Source organism: Acinetobacter sp. AHP123 (assembly GCF_023757925.1).
Classification (GTDB): domain Bacteria; phylum Pseudomonadota; class Gammaproteobacteria; order Pseudomonadales; family Moraxellaceae; genus Acinetobacter; species Acinetobacter oleivorans.
In genome coordinates, this window is sequence record NZ_CP092454.1 from 3,205,217 (window position 1) to 3,228,119 (window position 22,903).

Below are 22,903 nucleotides of genomic sequence, written 5' to 3' on the forward strand. Positions count from 1 at the left end.
TATTCTCCATAATTTTCTAAATGTGCTTTTAAAACGCTGTGCTATTCGGCTAAACGTGGAATGGCGGGCTGTGATCCTTCAGGGCCCATCACTGAATATCCGCCATCGACCGCATAATCTGCTCCGGTGACAAAACTCGCAGCGGGTGACAATAAAAACAAAACAACATTGGCAACTTCTTCGGGATGACCCAATCGACCTAGCAAGTGATAATCGGCTGCCACGCTATCGGCCTTTTCACGGTTATTACCACTGACTTCTGCAATAACACGAGACCATGTCCAACCCGGTGAAACGGAGTTGACGCGAATACCATCGGCAGCAAAATCCATTGCCATGCTTTGTGTGAGTTGACGTATCGCGGCTTTAGACACTGGATATAACCAGCGCCCTGTTTGTGCCACTTTGGCCGAGATTGAAGTGAAGTTAACGATTGAACCTTGCTGCTTTTTTAGGTCATTGTATAAAGCACGGCTCAGCTCAACTGTAGAGACCAAATTAATATCGAGTGCTTGTAACCAATCCTGACGTGAAGATTTGAAACCGTCATCTAAATATGTACATGCCAGATTGACTAAGTAACTCACTTCACCTAAATGTTGGTGAATATCTGCCACAGCTTGTTGAATAGCTGCATCACTAGTTAAATCGGTTTGGATAAACATCACGTCATGGTTAAAGCTTTCTGCAATCGCTTTGCCTTTGGCATCAATATCTAAAATAGCGACATGAGCACCTGCACTTACCAAAGCTTGTACAACAGCTTTACCAATCAGTGTTGCACCGCCACTTACCACAGCGACTTTTCCTTTTAAATCTATATTCATTACAGATACTCCTTAATTGACTGGCTTGCCTTCACTACTTGACCAAGATGGCATCAACGTGTTTGAAGGAAGATCTTCATCAAGAAGTTTTCGTGCTGTCTCGACACCTGCAACTGGTAAGCCTGTTGGGTCTAATAAACCAATTTGAACGAGCACCGACGCTTGGTCCCAATAAATATGCTCATGGCATAACTTTGAACCTCTGAATTGAATTACACCTAACATTGGAATTTCTACATATTTACCAGTCGGTTTTACCCCCGGTAATAACCAGTCAATTTCTGCATCGTGGGTAAAGCTCATAATGAACTCATCTACCACTTGCGTTGAGCCAACAGTACGAGAGATTGAAGTAATCTTCATATCTTTCGGGTTTTGGTGAACAAAGTGATATTGATAAAAACGGGCAAGCTGGCTTTGGCCTACACCACCAGTTAAAGTTGGAATATGGTTGACATAAGGTTCTGCGACCATCGTTGCCATGGTTGCTGGCACATCACGGGTATCAAACTCATGACGAATATGCTCTTCCCATAACGCGACTAGGTCATATTTCGGTCCAATCGTGTTATGTAGAGCGGTTACTGTACGCTCGTGGGCAAAACGTGCTGACGGTTTGTGATAATGATTGCTTTTAGGGCGTGCAAAAGCATGATCAACACCTTCATAAACATAAGTTTGTACATTTGAATATTGGTTGGCTGCATCGACAATCGCTTGTCTCGCATCTGGCGGTGTAAATTGGTCCAGTTCTGCAATATGTAAAACCAAACGACCCTTTACGTTAGCTAACTCATCTAACGCTTTTTCAATGCCTACACCGTAATAACCTACGGCACATGCCACGTTAGGAAGTCGGCAGCCTGCCAGATAAGCAAGCTTTCCACCCAAACAGTACCCCACCACACCGAGGCCTGTAGAGGTGTCACATTCTGGTCGAGTCTTTAAAAAAGCTAAGCTGTCCTGAATGTCTTCAACCCCAAGATTTTCATCATATTGCTGATAAAGCTCGAAAGCCTTTTGAAAATCTTCTGGTGTGTAACCTAGTTCTATATTAGGTGCTACACGCCAAAATAAATCAGGAACTAAAACGGTATAGCCTTCTTCTGCAAGAAATTCTGCTTTTTCTCGCATGGCTGCATTTACCCCAAAGATTTCCTGACAAAGCACCACTCCAGGCCCTTTTCCTGTTTCTGGTATTGCTAGATACGCACTGAACTGTTTTCCAGATACTGTTTTAATTTGAACGGTTTGACCAGCCATAGTGTCAACTCCTGACATTGTTATGGCTTTATCTTCTATCCGAATATTTTTTTAGGCTGTCCAAAAGCTGCAAGCACTATCCAATCTCTGCGCAATTATCAAAATTCATCAAACTGGATAAAACACTAAAAATAAGAAAACTAATAAATTTCATAACTTTAAATTAAAAAATTAAATTAATACTTTTTATCTAATTTGGAAAAAATGGATGAAGATTAGGACTTATTGGATAGTGACGATTGGCTAAAAATAGTTCAATCAAGTCATGTAATTAATTTGATTACATAAAAAAGCTCAGTCATTTTCTAAATTAAGGCGTTTATTTATGCATCGACCATGGCCAATTTATGGACAACAAAAAACGTTAATGCTCATCAATATTTTATGTTGTAGTGCATTTTCTACTCAGGCTTATTCAGCGGATGAAGAATGGAAATTTACATCAAAAAATGCATATATAGACAGAAACTATGACAATCCAGATGTAAAAGACACAGGTAGCTGGTCACAATCAGTTTCTCTATTTTACAACTCAAATATGCATGATACGCCGTTAGAAATTGGGGGAACCCCAATTCAAATTGGCGCAAATGCTTCAGCACAATATGCGGTTCGTTTAAGCCAAGATAAACATGTTGCAGATACGGTATTACCTTTTGATAAAGCCACGCAGTCCCAAGCACCTGATTATCTAAAATATGGCGCGACTTTAAAGTTAGGCTATAGCAAGACACTACTAAGCATTGGTGAATTATGGCTGGATTTACCCGTAACCACTGTAGATGCAAGCCGACAACTTCTGACGTCTTATTGGGGAACTAATCTTAAGAGTCAGCTAAACGATAAGCTTTTTGCAGAAATTGGTCGTATTGAAAAAGTATCACCGCGAAATGAACAAGATTTTCATCGATTTTCTTTTACTTCAAAAGGTGTGACTGGCTACTCCGATGGACTTAACTACATAGATCTTCGCTATCAATTTACGCCTACGTTGAAGGGTGAATATTACTTTGGGAATATGGAGGATTTATATAACAAACATTATGTCGGCGTTGACCACCTATGGAAAAATTCTAATTTTTCAGTTAATTCAAAATTCAAATATTTTAATGCCAAAGATAATGGAAATCTTTTTGACATCGATGCACAAAATGTAGGGTTACTAGAAACGCTTAAAGTAAAAAATCATAGCTTTGGTTTGGGTTATCAGCAAATTATTGGTGAGTCTGCTTACCCGTTACCAGATGGATTCTTACCTGAAACTTATTTCATTAACTGGAACACGACTGGTTTCTTCAAACAAGATGAAAAGTCTTATCACTTCATCTATGGCTATGACTTTAAAGATCATGTGCCTGGTTTAAATACGACTTTCAAATATGTATACGGCGATCACTTCAAAACAGCAGATGGCTTAAAAAATAAAGAAAGTGAAGCAAACGTTATTGTCAATTATGCCCTTCAACAGCCTTTTCTCAAAGGTCTAGCTCTTCAGTACATCTTCATCAATTACGACGTTAAACATGGAAACGATTTCTCTGAAAACCGTTTCTTCGTTAATTACAGCAAAAAATTTTAATGAATAAGGAATACCTATGAAAACGATAGATGCAAACACGATTATCAACCGTGAGAAACTGTCTCCGCTACAGTGGATGGTTTTTATCCTAGGCTTTTTCGTCTTTTTCTGTGATGGTCTAGACACAGGAATTATCGGTTTTATTGCTCCAGCCTTACTGGATGATTGGGGTATTACTAAGCCTCAACTTGCTCCGGTTTTAAGTGCTGCCTTAGTCGGTATGTCGATCGGTGCAATCATTTCTGGGCCTTTGTCCGATAAATTTGGACGTAAAGGCGTCATTGTTTTTACAAGTCTTTTATTTTCCATATTTACGATTTTGTGTGGCTTTGCTAATTCAACTCAAGACTTAATGATTTATCGCTTTATTACAGGTGTTGGTTTAGGCGCAGCCATGCCAAACATCAGTACGATTGTCTCTGAATATATGCCTGTAAAACGTAAAGCATTCCTTACAGGTCTTGCTGGCTGTGGTTTTATGCTGGGTATTTCTTGTGGCGGTGTGCTGTCAGCTTATCTATTAGAAAGTTATGGCTGGGCTAAGGTGATTATTATTGGCGGAAGCATTCCCCTAATTTTAGTGGTTGCTTTATTGCTTAAATTACCTGAATCAACTCAATACTTAATTACACGTCATCAACAAGACAAAGCTCAGCGTATTTTAGAAAATATTCAAGGTCATTCTTTTCAAGAGCCGGTAAAACTTGTTTTAACTCAAGCAGAAAATGCTTCAGATGAAAATCCAGTTAAAGTCGTTTTAGGAAAATATCTGTGGGGTTCAAGCATGCTTTGGCTCTGCTGCTTTACCAGTCTTTTGGTGTTTTATCTTTTAACAAGCTGGATGCCAACGATTTTAAAAACAGCAGGTTTTAGTACTCAACAGTTTAGTTTAATTGCAGCGATTTTCCCTTTTGGTGGTGTAATTGGTGCAACCATTATGGGATGGTACATGGATAAACTAAATCCGACTACAGTGATTAAATATTCATATCTCATCGCTTTCGGCCTATTCATTGTTGCTGGTCTGGTGAGCTCAAATATTTTCTTGTTAGGTCTTACTATTTTCTTAATTGGTGCATTACTCGCTGGCGCTCAGTCTTCATTACTACCACTTGCAGCTATGTTCTATCCAGCAGTGTGCCGCGCGGTTGGTGTTTCATGGATGCATGGTATTGGTCGTATCGGTGCAATTTTAGGTGCTTTCTTTGGCTCGCTTATTTTTACTTTCAACCTAAGCTTAAGCGGTATTTTCTTTATTCTCGCACTACCAACCTTCATCTCATTTATTGCACTTAGCCTCAAAGTGATCTATGAAAAATCTAAAAACAAACAAGTGTTAAAGCTAGAAGAAAGTCTATAAATATTAAGCGATAAATAAAAGCTGATTTAGTTGCCTAAATCAGTTTTTTATTGCGAAAGTTAAATATCAGAAAATTTTGCCTTTGGTCTCACTTGGATTTTCTCCAAACTCTTCACGATATTCTTGAGAAAAACGACTTAAATGGTTAAAGCCCCAGTCATAAGCAAGCTTTGAAATAGAAACTTTTCTATCTGCTCCTGTGGTGCTCAGGATTTTATAAATTTGTTGGAGACGATATTTCTTCAAGTACGACATTGGGCTGGTGCCGTAGTACTGTTGAAATTCATCATACAATTTTGATTTTGAAACCCCAGCCAGACGTTGTAGGTCTTCTGCACAGATTTCTTCGTGCGCATGTTCAATAATAAAATTACGAACCTTACGAATATACGCTGGCTCATCCTGATGTGAGAGTAACTTTAAGGCTTCAGAGTAGTTATTTTCTTGAGACAACAATAACGCTTTAATTACAAAATTTTCATAGTCTTCAGACAACATCTGCAAACCATAAAAATTGCTATATTGCGATTTTAACTGTACAAAATTTTGAATGTTCTTCCACCATGCACCAATAAGTTGCTCAGAGTCTAAATGCATTTCAGGATTAAAAATAATGGGAGCTTCTATAGGTTTATTCATTAGATCCGCAAGGACAATCTGCATACTTCGTTCAGGAATAACCACCTGAAATTTTCTGCAATCTTTATCGATAATCAAATCTTGCTGATCGTTGTTTGAAACAATAAGGCCCCTGTTTTCATCAGATTGATAATGAGCACCACGAATGTTGAGGGCTTGTCGCCCTTGTATAGGTAAGCTAATGCTATACGCTTTTAAATTTGAGATGTTAATGGCAACGTTTGCACCATAACTGATTGTACCGATTGCCATTTTTTTATTAGGCAAACGCATTCCGTCATAGTGAAAATCGAGAGTATCTTTGTAAATTGTATCTAGACGGTGTTCCCCACAAATTGTGGACATCAAATTCTGCGCAAATTCAGCTTTGCGTGAATAATGATTGAGTTCCGTCTGTTGGCTGAGTGATTTCATATCCTTTTCACCTAGCTAAATAACTTATTGCTTAAAAAGCAACTTGTATGCCAATTAATATCCTTTAATTGACGAGTTTTCCTGAAAAATATCGAATCAAGAAAGAGAGTAAAGATTACTTTCTCATACTCTATTAGATTTTAAAAATGGAAATAAGTTAAATACCTTTAAAGTATAATTTCATACTTTAACAAACTTATTTTATTAGATTTTTTATAAGCAACTAGAGTAGAGATAAATCATTATTTCGCATAGTAGACTATCGTAAATTTTAACGAATAAAAAACCGCCCATTTAAAATAAGCGGCTTTTATAAAATACTTAAATTATTGAGCGGTGTAACCACCATCCATCACGACAGCTTGGCCTGTTACCCCACCTGCTTTGCTACTCGCAAGGAAAATTGCATAGTCAGCAATTTCTTCAACAGACAACAAACGTTTTTGAGGAACCATTGCCAAAATGACATCTTCAAGCGCACTGTCTAAACTTACATTACGGGTTTTAGCCAAATCTGCAATTTGCCCACGAACCAATGGTGTATCTACATAACCCGGACATAGAGCATTTACCGTAATACCATCACGTGCACATTCCAATGCCGCAACTTTTGTTAGGCCAATTAAACCATGTTTCGCGCTGTTATAACCTGCCTTTCCAGCAAAACCAATCAAGCCATTAATTGAAGCCATATTAATAATACGACCATATTTTTGAGCTTTCATGATTGGAAAAACATGTTTAATACCAATAAATGCCCCTGTTAACATGACCTGAACTAGCTTTTGAAAAACAGCCGTTGGAAACTCTTCAATAGGCGCAACATGTTGAAAGCCAGCATTGTTAATTAAGATATCAACTGTACCAAAGGTCTTTTGAGTCAGCTCAATGGCTTGTTTATAAGCATCTTCATCAGTTACATCACATGGTGCAGATAGTGCATCAAAACCTTGCTCTTTAAGTGAGTTCGCCGTTTCTTGGCACTTTTCGGCATTCATATCAGAAATGACAACTTTAGCACCTTCTTGAGCAAATTTCTTAGCAATCTCTAGACCGATACCACTAGCAGAACCTGTAATAAAAGCGACCTTACCGTCTAAAAGTTTTGTCATTTATTTACTCCTCAATACTTATAACGTGCTGATTTAAACAATACCGGTTACGGTAAAGACCGTAATCACCACAAATACCGCTAATGTCTTAATTACTGTGACTGCAAAAATATCTTTATACGATTGTTTATGGGTTAAACCTGTAACAGCGAGTAAAGTAATGACAGCACCATTATGCGGAAGCGTATCCATACCACCCGATGCCATTGCAACCACACGGTGCATGACTTCTGGTGGAATACCAGCAGCTAAAATCGCAGCGTTATAGTGTTCAGCCATCGCACTTAAAGCGATACTCATACCACCAGAAGCTGAACCGGTAATACCTGCTAAAACGGTTGTGGTCACCGCCCCATTCACTAAAGGATTTGTGAAGGTACTACTCATTGCATGACTAATCATGGCAAAGCCCGGTAATGACGCAATAATTGCACCAAAGCCATACTCAGAAGCCGTATTCATCACTGCTAAAAGTGAGCCGCCAATACTGGCATTAATGCCCTCTTTAAAATTTGTCACGACACGTTGATAATCAAACAAAATTGCAGAAATAATCCCGACAATGAGCGCAAGACCAACCGCCCAGATCGCACCAGTTTTTGCAACATCGACAGTGTAGTCAGCTAAACCGACAGTGGCAAAATCAAAGCCATTTGGATACCACTCTTTAATTGCTTTAGACAAATATTTGTTCATTACTGCAACAAGAATAAGGGGTACAAACGCTAAAAACTGACGTGCCGTACTTCCATTATTTTGCAGAGTCATTTCGGCTTCAATTTCTTGAGATGGTGTATTGTCTGTACCAAACCCAGAGAAGCCTTCACCAGTTTTTGCAGCAGCGCGACGACGCCATTCTAAGTAGCTCAACCCCATACACAAAACAAAAATAGCGCCAATAATTCCTAGAAATGGTGCAGCATAAATATTGGTGCCAAAGAATGTAGTTGGAATTACGTTTTGAATTTGTGGGGTACCCGGCAATGCATCCATGGTAAATGTAAATGCACCCAGTGCGATGGTTCCCGGAATTAAACGTTTTGGAATATTGGCTTGTCTAAAAAGCTGGTTTGCAAAAGGATAAATGGCAAATACAGCAACAAAAAGACTCACACCACTATATGTTAAAATTGCACCTAACAATACAACGGTTAAAATTGCTTTTTTTGCTCCAATCCATCTCACAATGGTTCGTGCAATAGACTCAGCAATTCCTGACATTTCAACGACTTTACCGAAAATTGCCCCGAGCAAAAACACAAGAAAGTAATCTTTAATAAAGTTGACCATTTTGGGCATAAAGACACCCGAATAAAACGGTAAAACATTGGCTGGGTTAATCAGTAAAACTGCAAGTAAGGCACAAATTGGTGCCATGAGAATGACTGAAAAGCCCTTGTAAGCTGTATACATTAACAGCCCAAGCGAAAGTAGAATTACAAATAATTCCCACATATATTCTTTCTCCCTAAAGAATAAATATTAGGTTCAATAAAATTACCAAAAGATATTTAGGTTATCCCAAACCTAAAATGATAAAAATCACAATATCCATATTTGGTAATAGGTAAATGAGCTTAAAAATAAAATATCACTAAAATATTTAAAAACAATGCAATTTATTTAAATTTTAAAATATCAAGAAAATACAATGGTTTATATTCTTTAATTGGTAAAATACCACCATTTTAAAGCTTTTATTTTTTAATAAAACTTATTAATTATTGAGTAAATCAAATTAATATCTTTATATTATTTAATAAACACAATTAAATAATATATTTTTTAAATTAATTTGATAAATTTCTTCAATATAATTTTTTATAAAAATTATATTAGAAAAATCTTTTATATGAATTACACGTCTAAGTGCGCTGAGGGGTCTAAAGAACTAACACAATTGAACTTAAAAAGCCCTCTTCAAAGGGCTATTTAAGTAGAAAAAACTATTCTAATCCATATCCTATCGTTGATTAAATCTGATATTGATCAGCTTTAAGATTTGGTTGATCTACAAGCAATTCAATAAAAGATGGAATTGATGTAGTGTTAAGCAAATACGGGTTAAATTCATCGATATGATGATGAAAAAAGAAATCTTTTATTTTCGTATTTATAGGAGCAAATTTCATACTCCAATGCTTAAATAACCGCTGCTCGGATGGTTCCGAAAAGATGATTTCGCAGTTCTGATGTCGCGAATCTTTTAAAATTGAATTATAAAATAGCGATTCAACTTGTTCTTTCTCGCCCTCTAAATACTGCAAGAAATACCCATTACCATAATAAAGTACTCCCGTAATATCATTATAAGAGTTGAATTTGACTGCTTCTGTGAGGATATCAATTAAATCTTGTTTTACTTGACTATGTTCACTATTGGTTTTACTTACATACATAAACCCTATTAAACTCATAGCGATAACTCGAAGATAGATGTCAGTTCGGCATTCTGACATCTACCATACACGCTTACAACCTGACCTATTTAAAACCTTGTATTTAAAGAGTAAAGATTATTATCATTTTGAAAATGACAAACTTTAACAACCAGAAATCTTTTGTAAATTAATACCAACTTAACAAGCTAACCAGAAAATATTAATTTAAGTAGAATTAAAAATTGTTTTTAATTTGTGGATGTCTAATGGAGAACCATGAAATTATTCTTCAGGACGAACATCATAAACAACTTAAGATTGTCAAAGTTCAGGATGTACGTTTTGATGTAAATACACTTAACAATAGTTATCAATGGTTATGGATATTTGATCATAGTTCAGAGTTTTTCCCATTTGAGTTATGGGATCAGCTCGACAATGCAACTGTTCATCAAAAGATAAAGCTAGATAATCAAGTTTTTAAAATTATCAAGATTTTGACAAAGAAAACTAAAGTCAGGCCGTCATAACATATATCTATACGCATACCATGGAAGCTAAGAAAAGGTTAATTCTTCAAAGTATTTAGATCACCACTCGATTAGCAAGCCAATCATATAGAAATTGTTCTTAGCAATGAATTTGTTGATTTTGTTCAGTTATAAAAAAACCACTAATTAGGTGGATTAGTTTTTAGGAAGAGTTTTGTTAATTTCACTGCTGGCAGTTTCTTGAGGTTTTAATAAGTTGAAACTTTCATAGTTAGCTAAAATACAAAAAAGAAGAGCGACTAGCAAAATTAGGGTTATCTTATTCATTTCATTTTACCTTTGAGATTTTATTTTTTTAATGCCGCAATGGTACATGAAAATACTATCAAAACCTTAACTGTTAAGAATCTACCACAATTTATTACAAAAGCTGTTTGTAAGACTTAATTACCTTTTCTAGATCTTTTAATGGCAATACAACTTAAGGATCAACAACAATGGCCGGACAGGATCCTTATGCCAACTTTATTTTTCTCAAGGGAATAAAAAACCATTTCAGGTTTATGAAGGTCATTGTCTATACTTCTTTAGCACACTTTAATGAAGCTGCCTTTAAATCATTATCAGCTTTGTAGACCATATTTGAAGTGGAAGCACTTAATGTTATTCTAGATTCGAGTATATCTTTGTTTAGAAGCTTCACTTCTAGAGCCATACCATTTTGAATGTAAATCATATTATTTGCATATTTAACTTTGTTGAATATAACATGCCCACTCGTATCATCACAAAGTACTCCATTGCCATCCGAATCAAGTTTTATGGTTGATATGCTTGGGCCGATTGAAATCGTCCATATACCTGATACTGAAGGTGTTGAAGGCTGCACTTCGCTAAAATTATTATTATTCATTTGAGTATTTGAGCTTACACACCCACTTAATAAAAAAATTAAGCTTAATGCAATTATCTTTTGCATGATAATTATCCATTTTCGTTATGAGTAAAATTTAACAGTTCAGAAAATAAAAAACCACCCGAAGGTGGTTTAAGTAATTTGTTAATCTTACATTTCAGTTTTTAAAGTAGGCATTGGCGGTAAAAAATCTGATTTTATCAGTTGATCTGTATCGTATAGCTCTAAACTCACAGGACCTGCAGCATATGGAGCCAATTCGTAAAGCTGAAAATCAAAGGTCACTCCACCCGATTGATTGATATAGAAATTATCACTTACTTTAAAGTCTTCTTTGTTAATAGAAGGTTCCATATCATTTTCTTGGCACCAATATTCGTACTGTTTCCATAAAGCATCTTTAAGCGCATTCATTTTTCCATTGACTACAATATCTTTTAATCCAATGCGCTTTTTGCTTTTTAAGTCAAAAATATAATCTTCAAAAGTTGATATACCATGTGCTCCGCCAGAATATTCAGAGCTAACTTTTGAAATTTGAACATATTGACCAAACTGTCCATTAAAGCGATAAACCACACTATCTGACCAGTTATTAAGCCCCTCAGCTTGTGTTTGATTTAACTGCTTTTGCTGTTCTGATGCAGGAGTAAGTGCATCTGCATAATCTTTACGGATTTCTTTATCAATTACTTGATCAATCCAGCCAATATTACTTTTAAGTGCAATAGCTTCTTTAGAAGTACACACGACACCCTCAACATCTGGATTAGGTCCGCAAATTTTGGGTTGTTCAAATTTCACAAGAAAACTACTCGCGATCATTGCAGGAATTTGATTTCCTTCTTTTTGAGAGTTTTCATTCGCTTTTATATTGGAAGTTTTTTCTGCCTTTTCTACAGGTTTTTCCTCAGTTTTTTTCACACAGCCACTTAATATAAGTGGTATTACTATTAAGCCAAGCATAGTTTTATTCATTAATTTTACCCTTACACAATTTCATTTATCTTTTAAATTAAGTTTTTAAGAATTTAAAATTCACAAATATTTTAATTGAATTAATGCTGTCTTTATATTGAGATATAGTTTTTTTGATAAACAGCATTTATTTAATCAGGTTTTTTCAATAGAATATCAATGTAAAATCTTGATAAGAAAACAAAATATGATATGGATTAAATTTATATTATACCCTTTAGGTATGTTTGTAATATGGCAAATCATTTTCATCATCGAACAGCTTTCTTTAGAATTTTTAAATGCACCACAAATACTTGTAGCTATAATTGCACTGATCATAAATTGCGGTATGCAAATTTTGATTGGTTATAAAGTTCCTCAATTAGCACCAAAATATAAGTTTGTAGCGAGTATTACATACATCATCTTATTCACTTTTTTAGTAGCAATTTATTCAACAACTATTTTATTAGAAGGCTTAAAAGTTGCCCCTCAAGCAATTTGGCTAGGTTATTTATTTTTCCATGTGGTTGGAATGGCTCTATATTTTGCAAACAACACTGATGAATTCTGCTGGGAAAATTTACTCAAGTAGTTCAGCACACTGTTCTCTACTTTCTTTTTCATAATTTTTTGTCAAAAAACATCATATTAGACAAATTTTCGTATAAATTACCCTTCTAGATGAGCTGAGTAATCTAAAGGAATGAAATGACGCTTAAACAATTAAAAGCTTTTTTAGCTCTTGCACGTACCCTCAACTATGCCAATGCATCTTTAGAGCTACATCTAAGCCAGTCTGCTTTAAGTCTCACCATCAAGAGTTTAGAAGAAGAGTTAGGCGGTAAATTGTTTAACCGTAACACACGTCGCGTTGAGCTTACCCAAGAAGGTAAATCCCTGATTCCCTATGCTAAAAAATTACTCGCCAATTGGGATGAAATGGAAAACGATGTCAAACAACGTTTTAAGCTCAATCGTGGAACATTAAGTATTGCCTCAATGCCCTTTGTGACTCATGCAATTTTGCCTGAAGTAATTCATCAATTTTTAGAACTTCACCCCAACCTGAACTTTTCAATTCAAGATATTCCAAATGAAACTATTATAGAAAAAGTACAAGATGGTATTTTCGAGCTTGGTATCTGCTTTGAACCTGATCTCACAGAGGGCTTAGAATTCAAGCCTCTGTTTGAAGAAGATTTCTTAGCTTTATTACCTAAGACTCATCCACTTGCTCAATCATCTTCTATTACATGGCATGAGCTTTGTTCAAATCCATTCGTGACCTTACAAAAACCTTCAATTGTTCGATATTTAGTTGAGCAAAATTGTTTGCGAAATAATATAACGCTCGATTTGAAAGTCGAATGTCATCAAATTTCATCACTTTCAAGTTTTGTGGCTTATGGAATTGGAGTAAGTGCGATTCCAAGGCACTTCGCTAAACACATTGATAAAGAACATAACGTGTTGATTGAATTAAAGGATGAATCTATTCATAAGACTGTAGGAATTGTTTATAAAAAGAACTTTGAAATTTCAAATATTTCGACTCAATTTATTGAGGCTTTAGTGCAATATAAATTTTAAAAAATTAAAGACTGCATTTTAGGATGAGCTAAGCATACGCTTAAGCCAAATTTATTAATTATTATAATTTTCAATGCCATGAGATGAATTTTTAAAGTATTTTGCTTTATGTTCGTCTGATCTTTTGTAGGTAATTTGATAGTATTCATTGATTATACTTATTAATCATTTAAAAAAATTAACTTCTATAACACGAATTGAGATGCTAAAACTAAGATTACTAAGGGATATAGGATAACAATAGAATGAATAAAGTTTATGCCAATGCAGAGGCAGCACTGAAAGACGTTATTGCAGATAATCAAACACTTGCCGTTGGCGGTTTTGGTTTATGCGGAATTCCTGAAAAACTGATTGTTGCAGTTAAACAAAGTGGTGTGAGTGGTCTTACTTGTATTTCGAATAATGCAGGCGTAGATGATTTTGGTTTAGGTATTTTACTTCAAACCAAACAGATCAAAAAAATGATTTCTTCATATGTTGGTGAAAACAAAGAGTTTGAGCGCCAATATTTAAATGGTGAACTTGATGTAGAACTTACCCCACAAGGCACTTTAGCTGAAAAGTTACGTGCTGGTGGTGCAGGAATTCCAGCATTTTATACTCAGACTGGCGTCGGTACACTCATTGCCGAAGGTAAAGAAGAACGTACCTTTCATGGCAAAAACTACATTTTAGAAGAATCTTTAACAGCAGATGTTGCTCTTGTTAAGGCCTATAAAGCAGATAAAGCGGGGAATTTAGTATTCCGTAAAACTGCTCAAAATTTTAATCCTGAATGTGCGATGGCTGGAAAAATTACAATCGCAGAAGTTGAACAGGTTGTTGAAATTGGTGAATTGGATCCGGATGAAATCCATTTAGCTGGTATCTATGTAAACCGCATTGTGCTTAACGCATCATCTGAAAAACGCATTGAGCATAAAACTTTAAGCACGGAGGCTGTATAAAATGGCTTGGTCACGCAATGAAATGGCACAACGTGCTGCAAAAGAACTTGAAGACGGTTTTTATGTCAATTTAGGTATTGGCTTACCTACTCTAGTTGCCAACTATATTCCTGAAAATATTAATGTTTGGCTTCAATCTGAAAACGGTTTATTAGGTATCGGCGAGTTTCCAACTGAAGAAACGGTTGATGCTGATTTAATTAATGCTGGTAAACAAACAGTCACTGCTCGCCCTGGGGCTGCTTTTTTCTCAAGTTCAGAATCTTTTGCCATGATCCGTGGTGGCCATGTCAACATTGCCATTTTAGGCGCAATGGAAGTCTCTGAAAATGGTGACTTGGCTAACTGGATGATTCCAGGTAAGAAAGTTAAAGGTATGGGCGGCGCAATGGACTTGGTTGTTGGTGTCCAAAAAGTTGTAGTGCTTATGGAACACTGTGCCAAAGATGGTACGCCAAAAATTGTGAAAAACTGTAGTTTACCTTTAACAGGTAAAGGTGTGGTTCATCGTGTAATTACTGACCTAGGGGTAATGGACATTACTCCACAAGGCGTAGAGCTGATTGAACTTGCTAAAGATGTCACGCTTGAGCAGATTCAAGCTGTTACAGGCGTCGAATTTTATAAAACGTTAGTCGCATAAAATTAAATTTTTAGTAAGAAATATAAGACTTAAGTTACAAAGTGAGCTTAAGTCTTAACCCTTTTAAGCACCGGATGTGCTGTCTATAAATAAGAATGAGAAGGATTTTTCAGCTATGGAAAAACAGCAAGGAATTTTTGAAAGATTTGCTCTTCGGATTAGTGACTGGTCTGAAAAATGGTTTCCTGATTCATATATTTTTGCATTACTCGGCGTCATTATCGTGTCAGTTGCCGCTTTAGGTATCGGTGCGCCAATTCACGATGTCGCGACTTCTTTTGGGAATGGTTTCTGGAGTCTTATTCCCTTTACCTTGCAAATGACGATGCTCATTATTGTAGGTTATGTCGTTTCTGTTTCTAAGCCCGTAAAATTTCTGATTCAAAAAATGGCTCGTATTCCAAATTCTGGACGTGGTGCTATTGTTTTGGTTGCAACGGTTAGTTTGTTAATTTCACTGGTCAATTGGGCAGTAAGTACGATTCTTACTGCACTTTTAGTGATCGCATTAGCGAAACGTAAAGAGCTGAACATGGATTACCGCGCAGCGGCAGCAGCGGCAATTATTGGTATGGGTGCAACTTGGGCACTTGGAATTAGTTCTTCAGCAGCACAGCTTCAGGCAAATAAAACTAGTTTACCTGAATCAATTTACAATCTGACTGGCGTTATTCCATTTACCGAAACGATTTTCCTTTGGCAATCAATTGCGATGACCATTATTTTGGTCATTGTTTCAATTGCGATCGCGTATTGGTCAGCTCCAAAAGGTAATAATGTTAAAACGATTGATAGTTTTGATGTGCAATTTGAAGAAGACAAACCACATGAGGAGAAATCTAATCGTCCGGGCGATTGGTTAGAAAACTCGCCTATTTTAACGATTATTGTGGTGGCCTTAGGTGTAATTTGGATGTTTTTTGAATTTTCAAAAAGTAATCCAATCATTGCTATTTCAAGCTTAAACACATACAACTTTGTGTTCTTAATGCTTGGGTTAGCGTTACATGGAACACCACGAAACTTCTTAAATGCCGTTGCAAAAGCAGTTCCAGCGGTATCAGGAATCTTGATTCAGTTCCCACTTTACGGAAGCATCGCTTTTATTATGACGCAAGCTTTAAACAGTCAAGATTTATCGCTATCGCACTATGTCGCTGAATTTTTCGTTTCAATTGCTTCAAAAGAAACCTTCGCAATTGTGATGGGAATTTACTCTGCCATTCTTGGGTTCTTCGTACCATCTGGCGGTGGAAAATGGATTATCGAAGCGCCATATGTCATGCAAGCAGCAAATGATTTGAAAGTTCATTTGGGCTGGTCTGTACAAATTTATAATGCAGCCGAAGCTTTACCAAATTTAATCAATCCATTCTTTATGCTTCCAATGTTAGGCATTTTAAAACTAAAAGCAAAAGATGTGATTGGTTTTACAGTCACTCAGCTTGTTGTGCATTTTCCATTAGTTTTATTTTTATTGTGGTTCTTTGGAAGAACGCTTAGCTACACCCCACCCACTTTTTAATTTACTGGAGCTTTTAGTTTCGGCTAAAGGCAAATTTAACAAATACATCAATAAGAGATATTAAGATGAGTTCAATTGTTATAGTTTCAGGTAGCCGTACTGCAATGGGCGGTTTTCAAGGCAGCCTATCCGCTTTAACTGCACCAGAACTTGGAGCAGCTGTAATTCGTGAATCTATTCAACGTGCAGGTGTTGCACCTGACCAAGTAGATGAAGTTATTTTTGGTTGCGTATTGAGTGCAGGCATAGGTCAAGGCCCTGCTCGTCAGGCGATGCGTAAAGCTGGTGTACCAGATCATGTGGGTGCAGTCACCATTAATAAACTGTGTGGTTCTGCTATGAAAGCGGTGTTAATGGCTTCAGACACCTTAAAAGCTGGTAGTGCCAATATTATTGTTGCAGGTGGAATGGAATCTATGACCAATGCGCCTTATATTTTGCCGAAAGCTCGCGGTGGTTACCGTATGGGTCACGGTGAAATTAAAGACCATATGTTTTTAGATGGTCTTGAAGATGCTGAAACAGGCCGTTTAATGGGTTCATTTGCTCAAGACATGGCAAACACCAAAGGTTTTACACGTGAGCAAATGGATAACTTTGCGATCTCGTCTTTGAAAAAAGCGCAAACTGCCATTACCGAAGGTTACTTCAAAGAAGAGATTGTTCCTGTTGAAGTCAAAACACGTAAAGGTGTCGAAGTTATTGATCAAGATGAGCAACCATTAAAAGCTAATCTTGAGAAGATTCCAACATTACGCCCAGCTTTTAGTAAAGACGGAACAATTACAGCTGCTAACTCAAGCTCCATTTCTGATGGTGCTGCTGCATTAGTACTTACCACAGAAGAATATGCTCAAAGCCATGGCTTAAATACTTTGGCGAAAATAGTTGCAACCTCTACTCACTCACAGCATCCAAGCGAATTTACCATTGCTCCAATTAGTGCAATTCAAAAAGTGCTTGAGCACGCTGGCTGGTCTGTTGACGAGGTAGATGCTTGGGAAATTAATGAAGCTTTTGCAATGGTAGCAATGGCACCAATTCATGATTTAGGTATCGATGAAGCAAAAGTCAACGTACATGGTGGTGCTTGTGCTTTAGGACACCCAATTGGTGCAACTGGCTCAAGAATTATTCTTTCTCTTATCTATGCTTTAAAACGCCTGGGTAAAAAGAAAGGTGTTGCTGCGTTATGTATTGGTGGTGGTGAAGCTACAGCTGTCGCAATTGAAATCTAAGAGTCAAACCGTGCAGAAGGTGTAAGAGTTTTTCTTACACCTTTTTTTAGACTTTAAAAAGTTCATAACAGGTTTGGCGGAACCATTTATGGCTACTTTTATGATGGCAAGACATATGCCAATGCTGTTTAACATCATAGGTTGGGAAGTCTAGAGGTGCTGGTAGAATCTGTAAATTTTCTCTCACCAATAAGACTTGGCTTAAATAATACGGCACCGTTGCGATCGCATCTGTTTCTTGAACGACTAATCCTACCCCAAGATAGCTCGGTAATCTAATTAAAATATTTCTATCTAATCCTTTGTTCTGTAACTCATTTTTAATATGGTAGTGCCCGATTCCTGCATCAATATCGATATGATATTCACGCATATAATCATCTAAAGTGAAATTATTTGGGTCTAAACGAGGATGGCTCTTAGAGCTAATCACTACGTAATGCTGTTTAAAAAACTTTTGTTGATAAAAGCCTTCTTCTAATTGAGGTAAAAAGCCAATAGCAAGGTCGATTTCACCATTCGCCATTTGATAGCTAGTTTCTGGTGTAATCGGCCGAATATTCAAGCGAATTAAGGGTGCTTTCTCTTTTAAATAGTTGGTTAGTTGCGGTAATAACACCAGATGAGACACATCTGTCATCGCAATTGTAAAAAGCTGATCTGAGGTAAGTGGGTCAAAGTTCACACTAAAGTTATTAATGCTTTCAACTTTATCAATCACTTCACTAATGAGTGGAAAGATTTCTTTAGCCAATTCGGTTGGAATCATTTCATTTCCAACACGAATAAAAAGCGGATCATTAAAATGCTGACGGATTTTGTTCAGTCCATTACTAACACTCGGTTGTGTAAGGCCAATAGCATCGGCAGCCATTGAAACGCTTTTAAACCGATAAATATGATAAAAAATATTTAGTAATCTACTATCTAGATCAAACAAAATTGTCTCCGTCTGGATCAAATAATCCATTCAAAAAGGACTTAAAACAGGTATAGCTCAGATAAGAATGCTAAACCTGTTTTTAGATTATTGATATATCGCCTAAATTAACAAAGAATCTAGACCATGGGCAATGCTTTATAAAACCTTTCATCATAAAGACAAAAGCATTGCCTCTTTATTTGGTTACTTTGTATATAAATCTAGTGAATACAGCTCATATCGTTATAAATTTTTTAAAATTTAGTCATGCTGAATTTGAAAACCTTTCCAGATTTGCTGGACTGATTTGTTATCACTCAAATTATTTTTAAAAATATAAATATCTTGAGGAAGACAATACTCATGATGATCTAACATGACGAGTTTTCCGTTCGCAAGATCTTCCTCAACATTAATTTTTGGAATCCATGCCACACCTAGACCTTGTAATACGAGCTCTTTCAAATTCGTTGCATTATCAGTCTCGTATAAGGTTTTATAATTCAACTTGCCTTCGATCAGCTGATCTACCAATTTTCGCAAATAAGCGTGTTTACTATAAGCAAGCAATGAGAAATTATTCTGAATCGTATGCTTAGGTGTATGATCCGCTTCGGTAGCTGAGACAGGAACAATCTCTGTTTCAGCAATCTTGATCCCGCTTAAAATATCATCACCAACACGATTAATATTAGATCGATCTGCATAACAAATCATAAAATCGCAGGCACCTTCTTTTAAAAGAGATAAGCCCTCACCACTGTTCGTTGCGACAATTTCGATTTTTAAATCACGCATAAACGTTGGGAATTTTTTTAAAAAAGTCGTTAAAAAACCAGATGCTAATGAGTGAACAACACAGAAACGAATCGTAGATTCGGTTTCATTTTTGATGTTTTTAATCAGCTTGGCTGTTTCTTCTACCTGCTTCTCAATATTTTTAGACATGACCAGCATAATTCGGCCGATGTCTGTAAACTCAATATTATTTTTATTATTTCTAATAATAACTTCAGCTCCAATCATCTCTTCTATTTGCTGAATTCTACGCGTAAAAGCAGATTGGCTAATAAATCGTTTTTCGGCTGCTTTTGAAATAGAACGCTCTCGTTCAAGTGTCAAAAGGTCTTCTACCCAACGTACTTCTAAGTTCATTTTTGCATTCCCTTTTTATAGTTATGTCCTTAATTTGTCTGCTTGGGAAGCTGAATAAATAGCTGAATAAATGAATGAAAAATATAAAACATGGGAGTACCTGCAAAAATGCGATGGAAGGATGGCAAAGCCAAACGATAAAAGTAAGTATTTAATAATTCTGACATAGAAAAGAGTGTAAGAGAATAAAAGACTTTCATTTAGCGCAACAACTCATACAAATATAAAATTATTATTCTAAAAATTATTTTAAATCAAAAAGTAAGGTTGATATAAATCAAGTAAATAACCATTTAAGCTTTAATAAAAACCAAAAATACCCTCATCGTTTTATCATGTCTTAATTTTAATAAAAAAAAGTCCGCACCTTGGGGAAGAATACGGACTGTAAAACTAAAATTTTGCTAATTTGATTATTTCAGGATTTAAGCTTTCTGACCTAATCAACTAGTTCAAATCAGAAGATATATTTGCAGTATAGTTCAACTAAATAAACCTGACTATTCTACTAAAGTATCTATCCGAGATTGACCTGAAATAAATTTTTAATATTCACCAATCAGATAATATAGCTTTCTTGAAATTTCAACCATCATATTCGCTGTATATTGAGTAATTTCAAAAACTTGCTTTTTCTGCGGATTGAATACCATATTATCTTTTTCATCACTAAAAAAGATATAAGTGGTGTATTTATCCATGTGATGGATATGCTCTTTTAAGCTTACTTTTTCCCCAGAATTGGGATCATAGGCGATAAACTTCATTCTCATGAATTTTGTCTCTATACATACAGTCTTTTATCAAAATTTTAAGAAAATTTAGATAAAACAATATTTTGATGGTTAATATAAAATAGTTAGGCTGAATAACCGTGGCTATTTATAAGATATTGGTACAATACTATTGGCTTTGTTTACTGAACTTTCAGCAGAAGCAATCGATTGCTCCGCATCTTTAAGTAAACGGGAAGTTTTAGACTCACTTTTCTCTTCACCATGAAAAAGTACATAGTATGTAAAACTACCCAAAATGATTAATGCGGCTGTGACTTTTAACATAAACTTAAAAACTAAGATTTTTTCGTATTATAGTGTCTTTTATGTGAAATGCATCACATTTTTATATAAATTTGTTAGATGAGCTACACTTCTGATTTAATTACCCTGATTAAATTGGTTGATATTTCACTTAAATTAACAAGTCTAAAATTTTGCATGCCACTCTTTTTCAAATTACATCTTCATTTAGTTCATCATCGAACTTTTTATTTTTAATTTATCTAAAAAGTAAACTATTAATTTATAAAATAAAATTTCGATATAATTTGTGAAGAAAAAAGTTTTTTTATTTTTAGGTTTAGAAAAGGAAAAAACTGATATGCAAAAAATGCATAATTAACTTGATAAATGCATTAGAAGTGAAGCATTTCGAAATCTAATATGAATTATCTACTCTACTAATTCGAAGTTTAATGATGAACGCTGAAATTACCACCCGTATTGAGAAGGATCTTATTGGTTATAGAGAAATCAATAATAAGGATTATTACGGAGTTCAAACATTACGTGCTCTAGAAAACTTTAACTTAACACAAAGCAAAGTGGGAAATTTCCCTCATTTAATTAAAGCATTAGCAATGGTAAAACTTGCTTGTGCTGAAGCGAACTATAATCTTAAAAGCTTAGATCAAACTAAATTTGAAGCGATTGAATACAGTTGTAATCAACTTATTCGCGGTAATTTTCACGACCAGTTCCCGATTGATATGATGCAAGGCGGTGCTGGTACTTCAACCAATATGAATGCAAATGAAGTATTGGCGAATGTTGCTTTAGAATATATGGGGCATTCTAAAGGTCAATATCAATATCTACATCCTAATAACGACATTAACATGTCACAGTCAACAAATGACGTGTACCCTACTGCGATTCGCTTAGGTTTGTTATTAAGCTTAGATGAATTAAATCTTCCTTTTAACAATTTAATCTTAAGTTTCCGTAATAAATCTCAAGAGTTTGCTCACATCTTAAAAATGGGTCGTACTCAGTTACAAGATGCTGTGCCTATGACACTAGGACAAGAGTTTGGTGCTTTTGCAGTAACTCTACAAAAAGATCTTGAACAAATTAATACGCTTATTCCAAATGTTTTAGCTTATATGAACCTTGGTGGTACGGCGATTGGTACGGGAATTACCACTGAATATAGTTACCGTGAACTTGCGATTCAAGCGCTTGCAAAAATTTCTGGTAAGAAAATTAAGTCGGCTCCTGACTTAATCGAAGCAACTTCAGATATGGGTGACTTTGTTCTTTTATCTGGTTTATTAAAACGTACTGCAACTAAGCTTTCAAAAATTGCCAATGACTTGCGTTTACTTTCAAGTGGTCCACGTACTGGTATCAATGAAATTAACTTAGAAGCACGTCAACCAGGTAGTTCGATCATGCCAGGTAAAGTAAACCCAGTTATTCCTGAAGCGATGAACCTTGCTTGCTTCCAGATTATTGCAAATGATTTGGCTGTAACTTTAGCTGCTGAAGCTGGTCAATTACAGTTAAATGCAATGGAACCACTTATTGCATTCAAACTATTTGAATCTATGGATTTACTTGGTAACGCGATGGCAATGTTCCAAAGTAAATGTATTGATACGATTACGGCGAACCCTGAGCACTGTAAAGCTTTAGTTGAAAACTCAATTGGTATTGTGACTGCACTTAACCCATATTTGGGTTATGAAACTACAACTCGTATTGCTAAAACTGCAAACGAAACTGGACAAAGTGTATTAGCACTCGTTCAGAACGAAGGCTTATTATCAGCACAAGTGCTTGATGATATCTTGTCGATTAATAATATGGTTAAACCAAAAATGTCGGCTTAATTCCTGAAAATAAAAAAGGAGCTTTTATAAGCTCCTTTTTTA

The 22,903-nt window shown here is 35.7% G+C and carries 22 protein-coding genes; 10 read left to right on the top strand and 12 right to left on the bottom strand.

Going from position 1 to position 22,903, the window contains the following annotated elements; all coding sequences use genetic code 11:
- Positions 1–41 precede the first annotated feature (41 nt).
- Together MJX77_RS15215 and MJX77_RS15220 are read right to left on the bottom strand one after the other, a co-directional pair.
- Positions 42–827, bottom strand: a complete 786-nt coding sequence (locus tag MJX77_RS15215) for an SDR family oxidoreductase (protein WP_049065314.1) — start codon at positions 825–827, stop codon at positions 42–44.
- 12 nt (positions 828–839) lie between these two features.
- Positions 840–2,090, bottom strand: a complete 1,251-nt coding sequence (locus MJX77_RS15220; RefSeq protein WP_252059553.1) for a dienelactone hydrolase family protein — start codon at positions 2,088–2,090, stop codon at positions 840–842.
- 367 nt (positions 2,091–2,457) lie between these two features.
- Between MJX77_RS15220 and MJX77_RS15225 the strand changes: the two genes are divergently transcribed.
- Positions 2,458–3,669 carry an OprD family outer membrane porin gene (locus tag MJX77_RS15225; protein WP_502806543.1) on the top strand — a complete coding sequence of 404 codons (1,212 nt, stop codon included), beginning with the start codon at positions 2,458–2,460 and terminating at the stop codon, positions 3,667–3,669.
- Between the two features lie 16 nt (positions 3,670–3,685).
- Positions 3,686–5,029 carry an MFS transporter gene (locus tag MJX77_RS15230; protein WP_250374175.1) on the top strand — a complete coding sequence of 448 codons (1,344 nt, stop codon included), beginning with the start codon at positions 3,686–3,688 and terminating at the stop codon, positions 5,027–5,029.
- A 66-nt stretch (positions 5,030–5,095) separates the two neighbouring features.
- Here the strand turns inward: MJX77_RS15230 and MJX77_RS15235 are convergent, their stop codons facing one another.
- The 4 genes from MJX77_RS15235 to MJX77_RS15250 form a co-directional block, all read right to left on the bottom strand.
- A complete protein-coding gene (locus tag MJX77_RS15235; protein WP_252059555.1) occupies positions 5,096–6,082 on the bottom strand; it encodes an AraC family transcriptional regulator in 987 nt (328 codons plus the stop codon).
- Positions 6,083–6,408: 326 nt separating this feature from the next.
- A complete protein-coding gene (locus MJX77_RS15240) occupies positions 6,409–7,194 on the bottom strand; it encodes a 3-hydroxybutyrate dehydrogenase (RefSeq protein WP_252059556.1) in 786 nt (261 codons plus the stop codon).
- 33 nt (positions 7,195–7,227) lie between these two features.
- Positions 7,228–8,649, bottom strand: coding sequence for a GntP family permease (locus MJX77_RS15245; RefSeq protein WP_252059557.1), 1,422 nt, complete (start codon positions 8,647–8,649; stop codon positions 7,228–7,230).
- A 518-nt stretch (positions 8,650–9,167) separates the two neighbouring features.
- Positions 9,168–9,611 (bottom strand): BLUF domain-containing protein, encoded by a 444-nt coding sequence (locus tag MJX77_RS15250; RefSeq protein WP_252059558.1) that lies wholly within the window; start codon positions 9,609–9,611, stop codon positions 9,168–9,170.
- Positions 9,612–9,841: 230 nt separating this feature from the next.
- On the opposite strand from MJX77_RS15250, the gene MJX77_RS15255 reads away from it, so the two are divergent.
- Positions 9,842–10,105, top strand: a complete 264-nt coding sequence (locus MJX77_RS15255) for a hypothetical protein (RefSeq protein WP_252059559.1) — start codon at positions 9,842–9,844, stop codon at positions 10,103–10,105.
- A gap of 538 nt (positions 10,106–10,643) precedes the next feature.
- Here MJX77_RS15255 and MJX77_RS19370 read toward each other — a convergent pair.
- Positions 10,644–11,045: a J517_1871 family lipoprotein gene (locus tag MJX77_RS19370; protein WP_353619233.1), complete on the bottom strand. Its 402-nt coding sequence runs from the start codon at positions 11,043–11,045 to the stop codon at positions 10,644–10,646.
- 87 nt (positions 11,046–11,132) lie between these two features.
- The gene (locus MJX77_RS15265) at positions 11,133–11,960 is read right to left on the bottom strand and encodes an RsiV family protein (RefSeq protein ID WP_252059560.1); all 828 of its coding nucleotides are present in this window, start codon (positions 11,958–11,960) and stop codon (positions 11,133–11,135) included.
- A gap of 187 nt (positions 11,961–12,147) precedes the next feature.
- Here MJX77_RS15265 and MJX77_RS15270 point away from each other — a divergent pair, with 187 nt between their 5' ends.
- The 6 genes from MJX77_RS15270 to MJX77_RS15295 all read left to right on the top strand — a co-directional run bounded on the left by MJX77_RS15270 (position 12,148) and on the right by MJX77_RS15295 (position 17,891).
- On the top strand, positions 12,148–12,537 hold the full coding sequence (locus MJX77_RS15270) for a hypothetical protein (RefSeq protein WP_252059561.1): 390 nt from the start codon (positions 12,148–12,150) through the stop codon (positions 12,535–12,537).
- Positions 12,538–12,653: 116 nt separating this feature from the next.
- Positions 12,654–13,535, top strand: a complete 882-nt coding sequence (locus MJX77_RS15275; protein WP_005305071.1) for a LysR family transcriptional regulator — start codon at positions 12,654–12,656, stop codon at positions 13,533–13,535.
- 245 nt (positions 13,536–13,780) lie between these two features.
- A complete protein-coding gene (locus MJX77_RS15280) occupies positions 13,781–14,485 on the top strand; it encodes a CoA transferase subunit A (RefSeq protein WP_252059562.1) in 705 nt (234 codons plus the stop codon).
- A 1-nt stretch (position 14,486) separates the two neighbouring features.
- A complete protein-coding gene (locus MJX77_RS15285) occupies positions 14,487–15,128 on the top strand; it encodes a 3-oxoacid CoA-transferase subunit B (RefSeq protein ID WP_004792490.1) in 642 nt (213 codons plus the stop codon).
- A 115-nt stretch (positions 15,129–15,243) separates the two neighbouring features.
- Positions 15,244–16,653, top strand: coding sequence for a short-chain fatty acid transporter (locus MJX77_RS15290; protein ID WP_252059563.1), 1,410 nt, complete (start codon positions 15,244–15,246; stop codon positions 16,651–16,653).
- A 65-nt stretch (positions 16,654–16,718) separates the two neighbouring features.
- Positions 16,719–17,891, top strand: a complete 1,173-nt coding sequence (locus tag MJX77_RS15295; RefSeq protein WP_199987432.1) for a thiolase family protein — start codon at positions 16,719–16,721, stop codon at positions 17,889–17,891.
- A gap of 46 nt (positions 17,892–17,937) precedes the next feature.
- Here MJX77_RS15295 and MJX77_RS15300 read toward each other — a convergent pair whose 3' ends face one another.
- The 4 genes from MJX77_RS15300 to MJX77_RS15315 form a co-directional block, all read right to left on the bottom strand.
- Positions 17,938–18,831: a LysR family transcriptional regulator gene (locus MJX77_RS15300; protein WP_003651675.1), complete on the bottom strand. Its 894-nt coding sequence runs from the start codon at positions 18,829–18,831 to the stop codon at positions 17,938–17,940.
- 243 nt (positions 18,832–19,074) lie between these two features.
- Positions 19,075–19,968, bottom strand: a complete 894-nt coding sequence (locus MJX77_RS15305) for a LysR substrate-binding domain-containing protein (RefSeq protein ID WP_005305060.1) — start codon at positions 19,966–19,968, stop codon at positions 19,075–19,077.
- Between the two features lie 545 nt (positions 19,969–20,513).
- Positions 20,514–20,735 carry a hypothetical protein gene (locus MJX77_RS15310; protein WP_080645707.1) on the bottom strand — a complete coding sequence of 74 codons (222 nt, stop codon included), beginning with the start codon at positions 20,733–20,735 and terminating at the stop codon, positions 20,514–20,516.
- A gap of 111 nt (positions 20,736–20,846) precedes the next feature.
- Positions 20,847–21,029 carry a hypothetical protein gene (locus tag MJX77_RS15315; protein WP_005305057.1) on the bottom strand — a complete coding sequence of 61 codons (183 nt, stop codon included), beginning with the start codon at positions 21,027–21,029 and terminating at the stop codon, positions 20,847–20,849.
- A 413-nt stretch (positions 21,030–21,442) separates the two neighbouring features.
- Between MJX77_RS15315 and MJX77_RS15320 the strand changes: the two genes are divergently transcribed.
- Positions 21,443–22,861: an aspartate ammonia-lyase gene (locus tag MJX77_RS15320; protein ID WP_252059564.1), complete on the top strand. Its 1,419-nt coding sequence runs from the start codon at positions 21,443–21,445 to the stop codon at positions 22,859–22,861.
- Positions 22,862–22,903 lie beyond the last annotated feature (42 nt).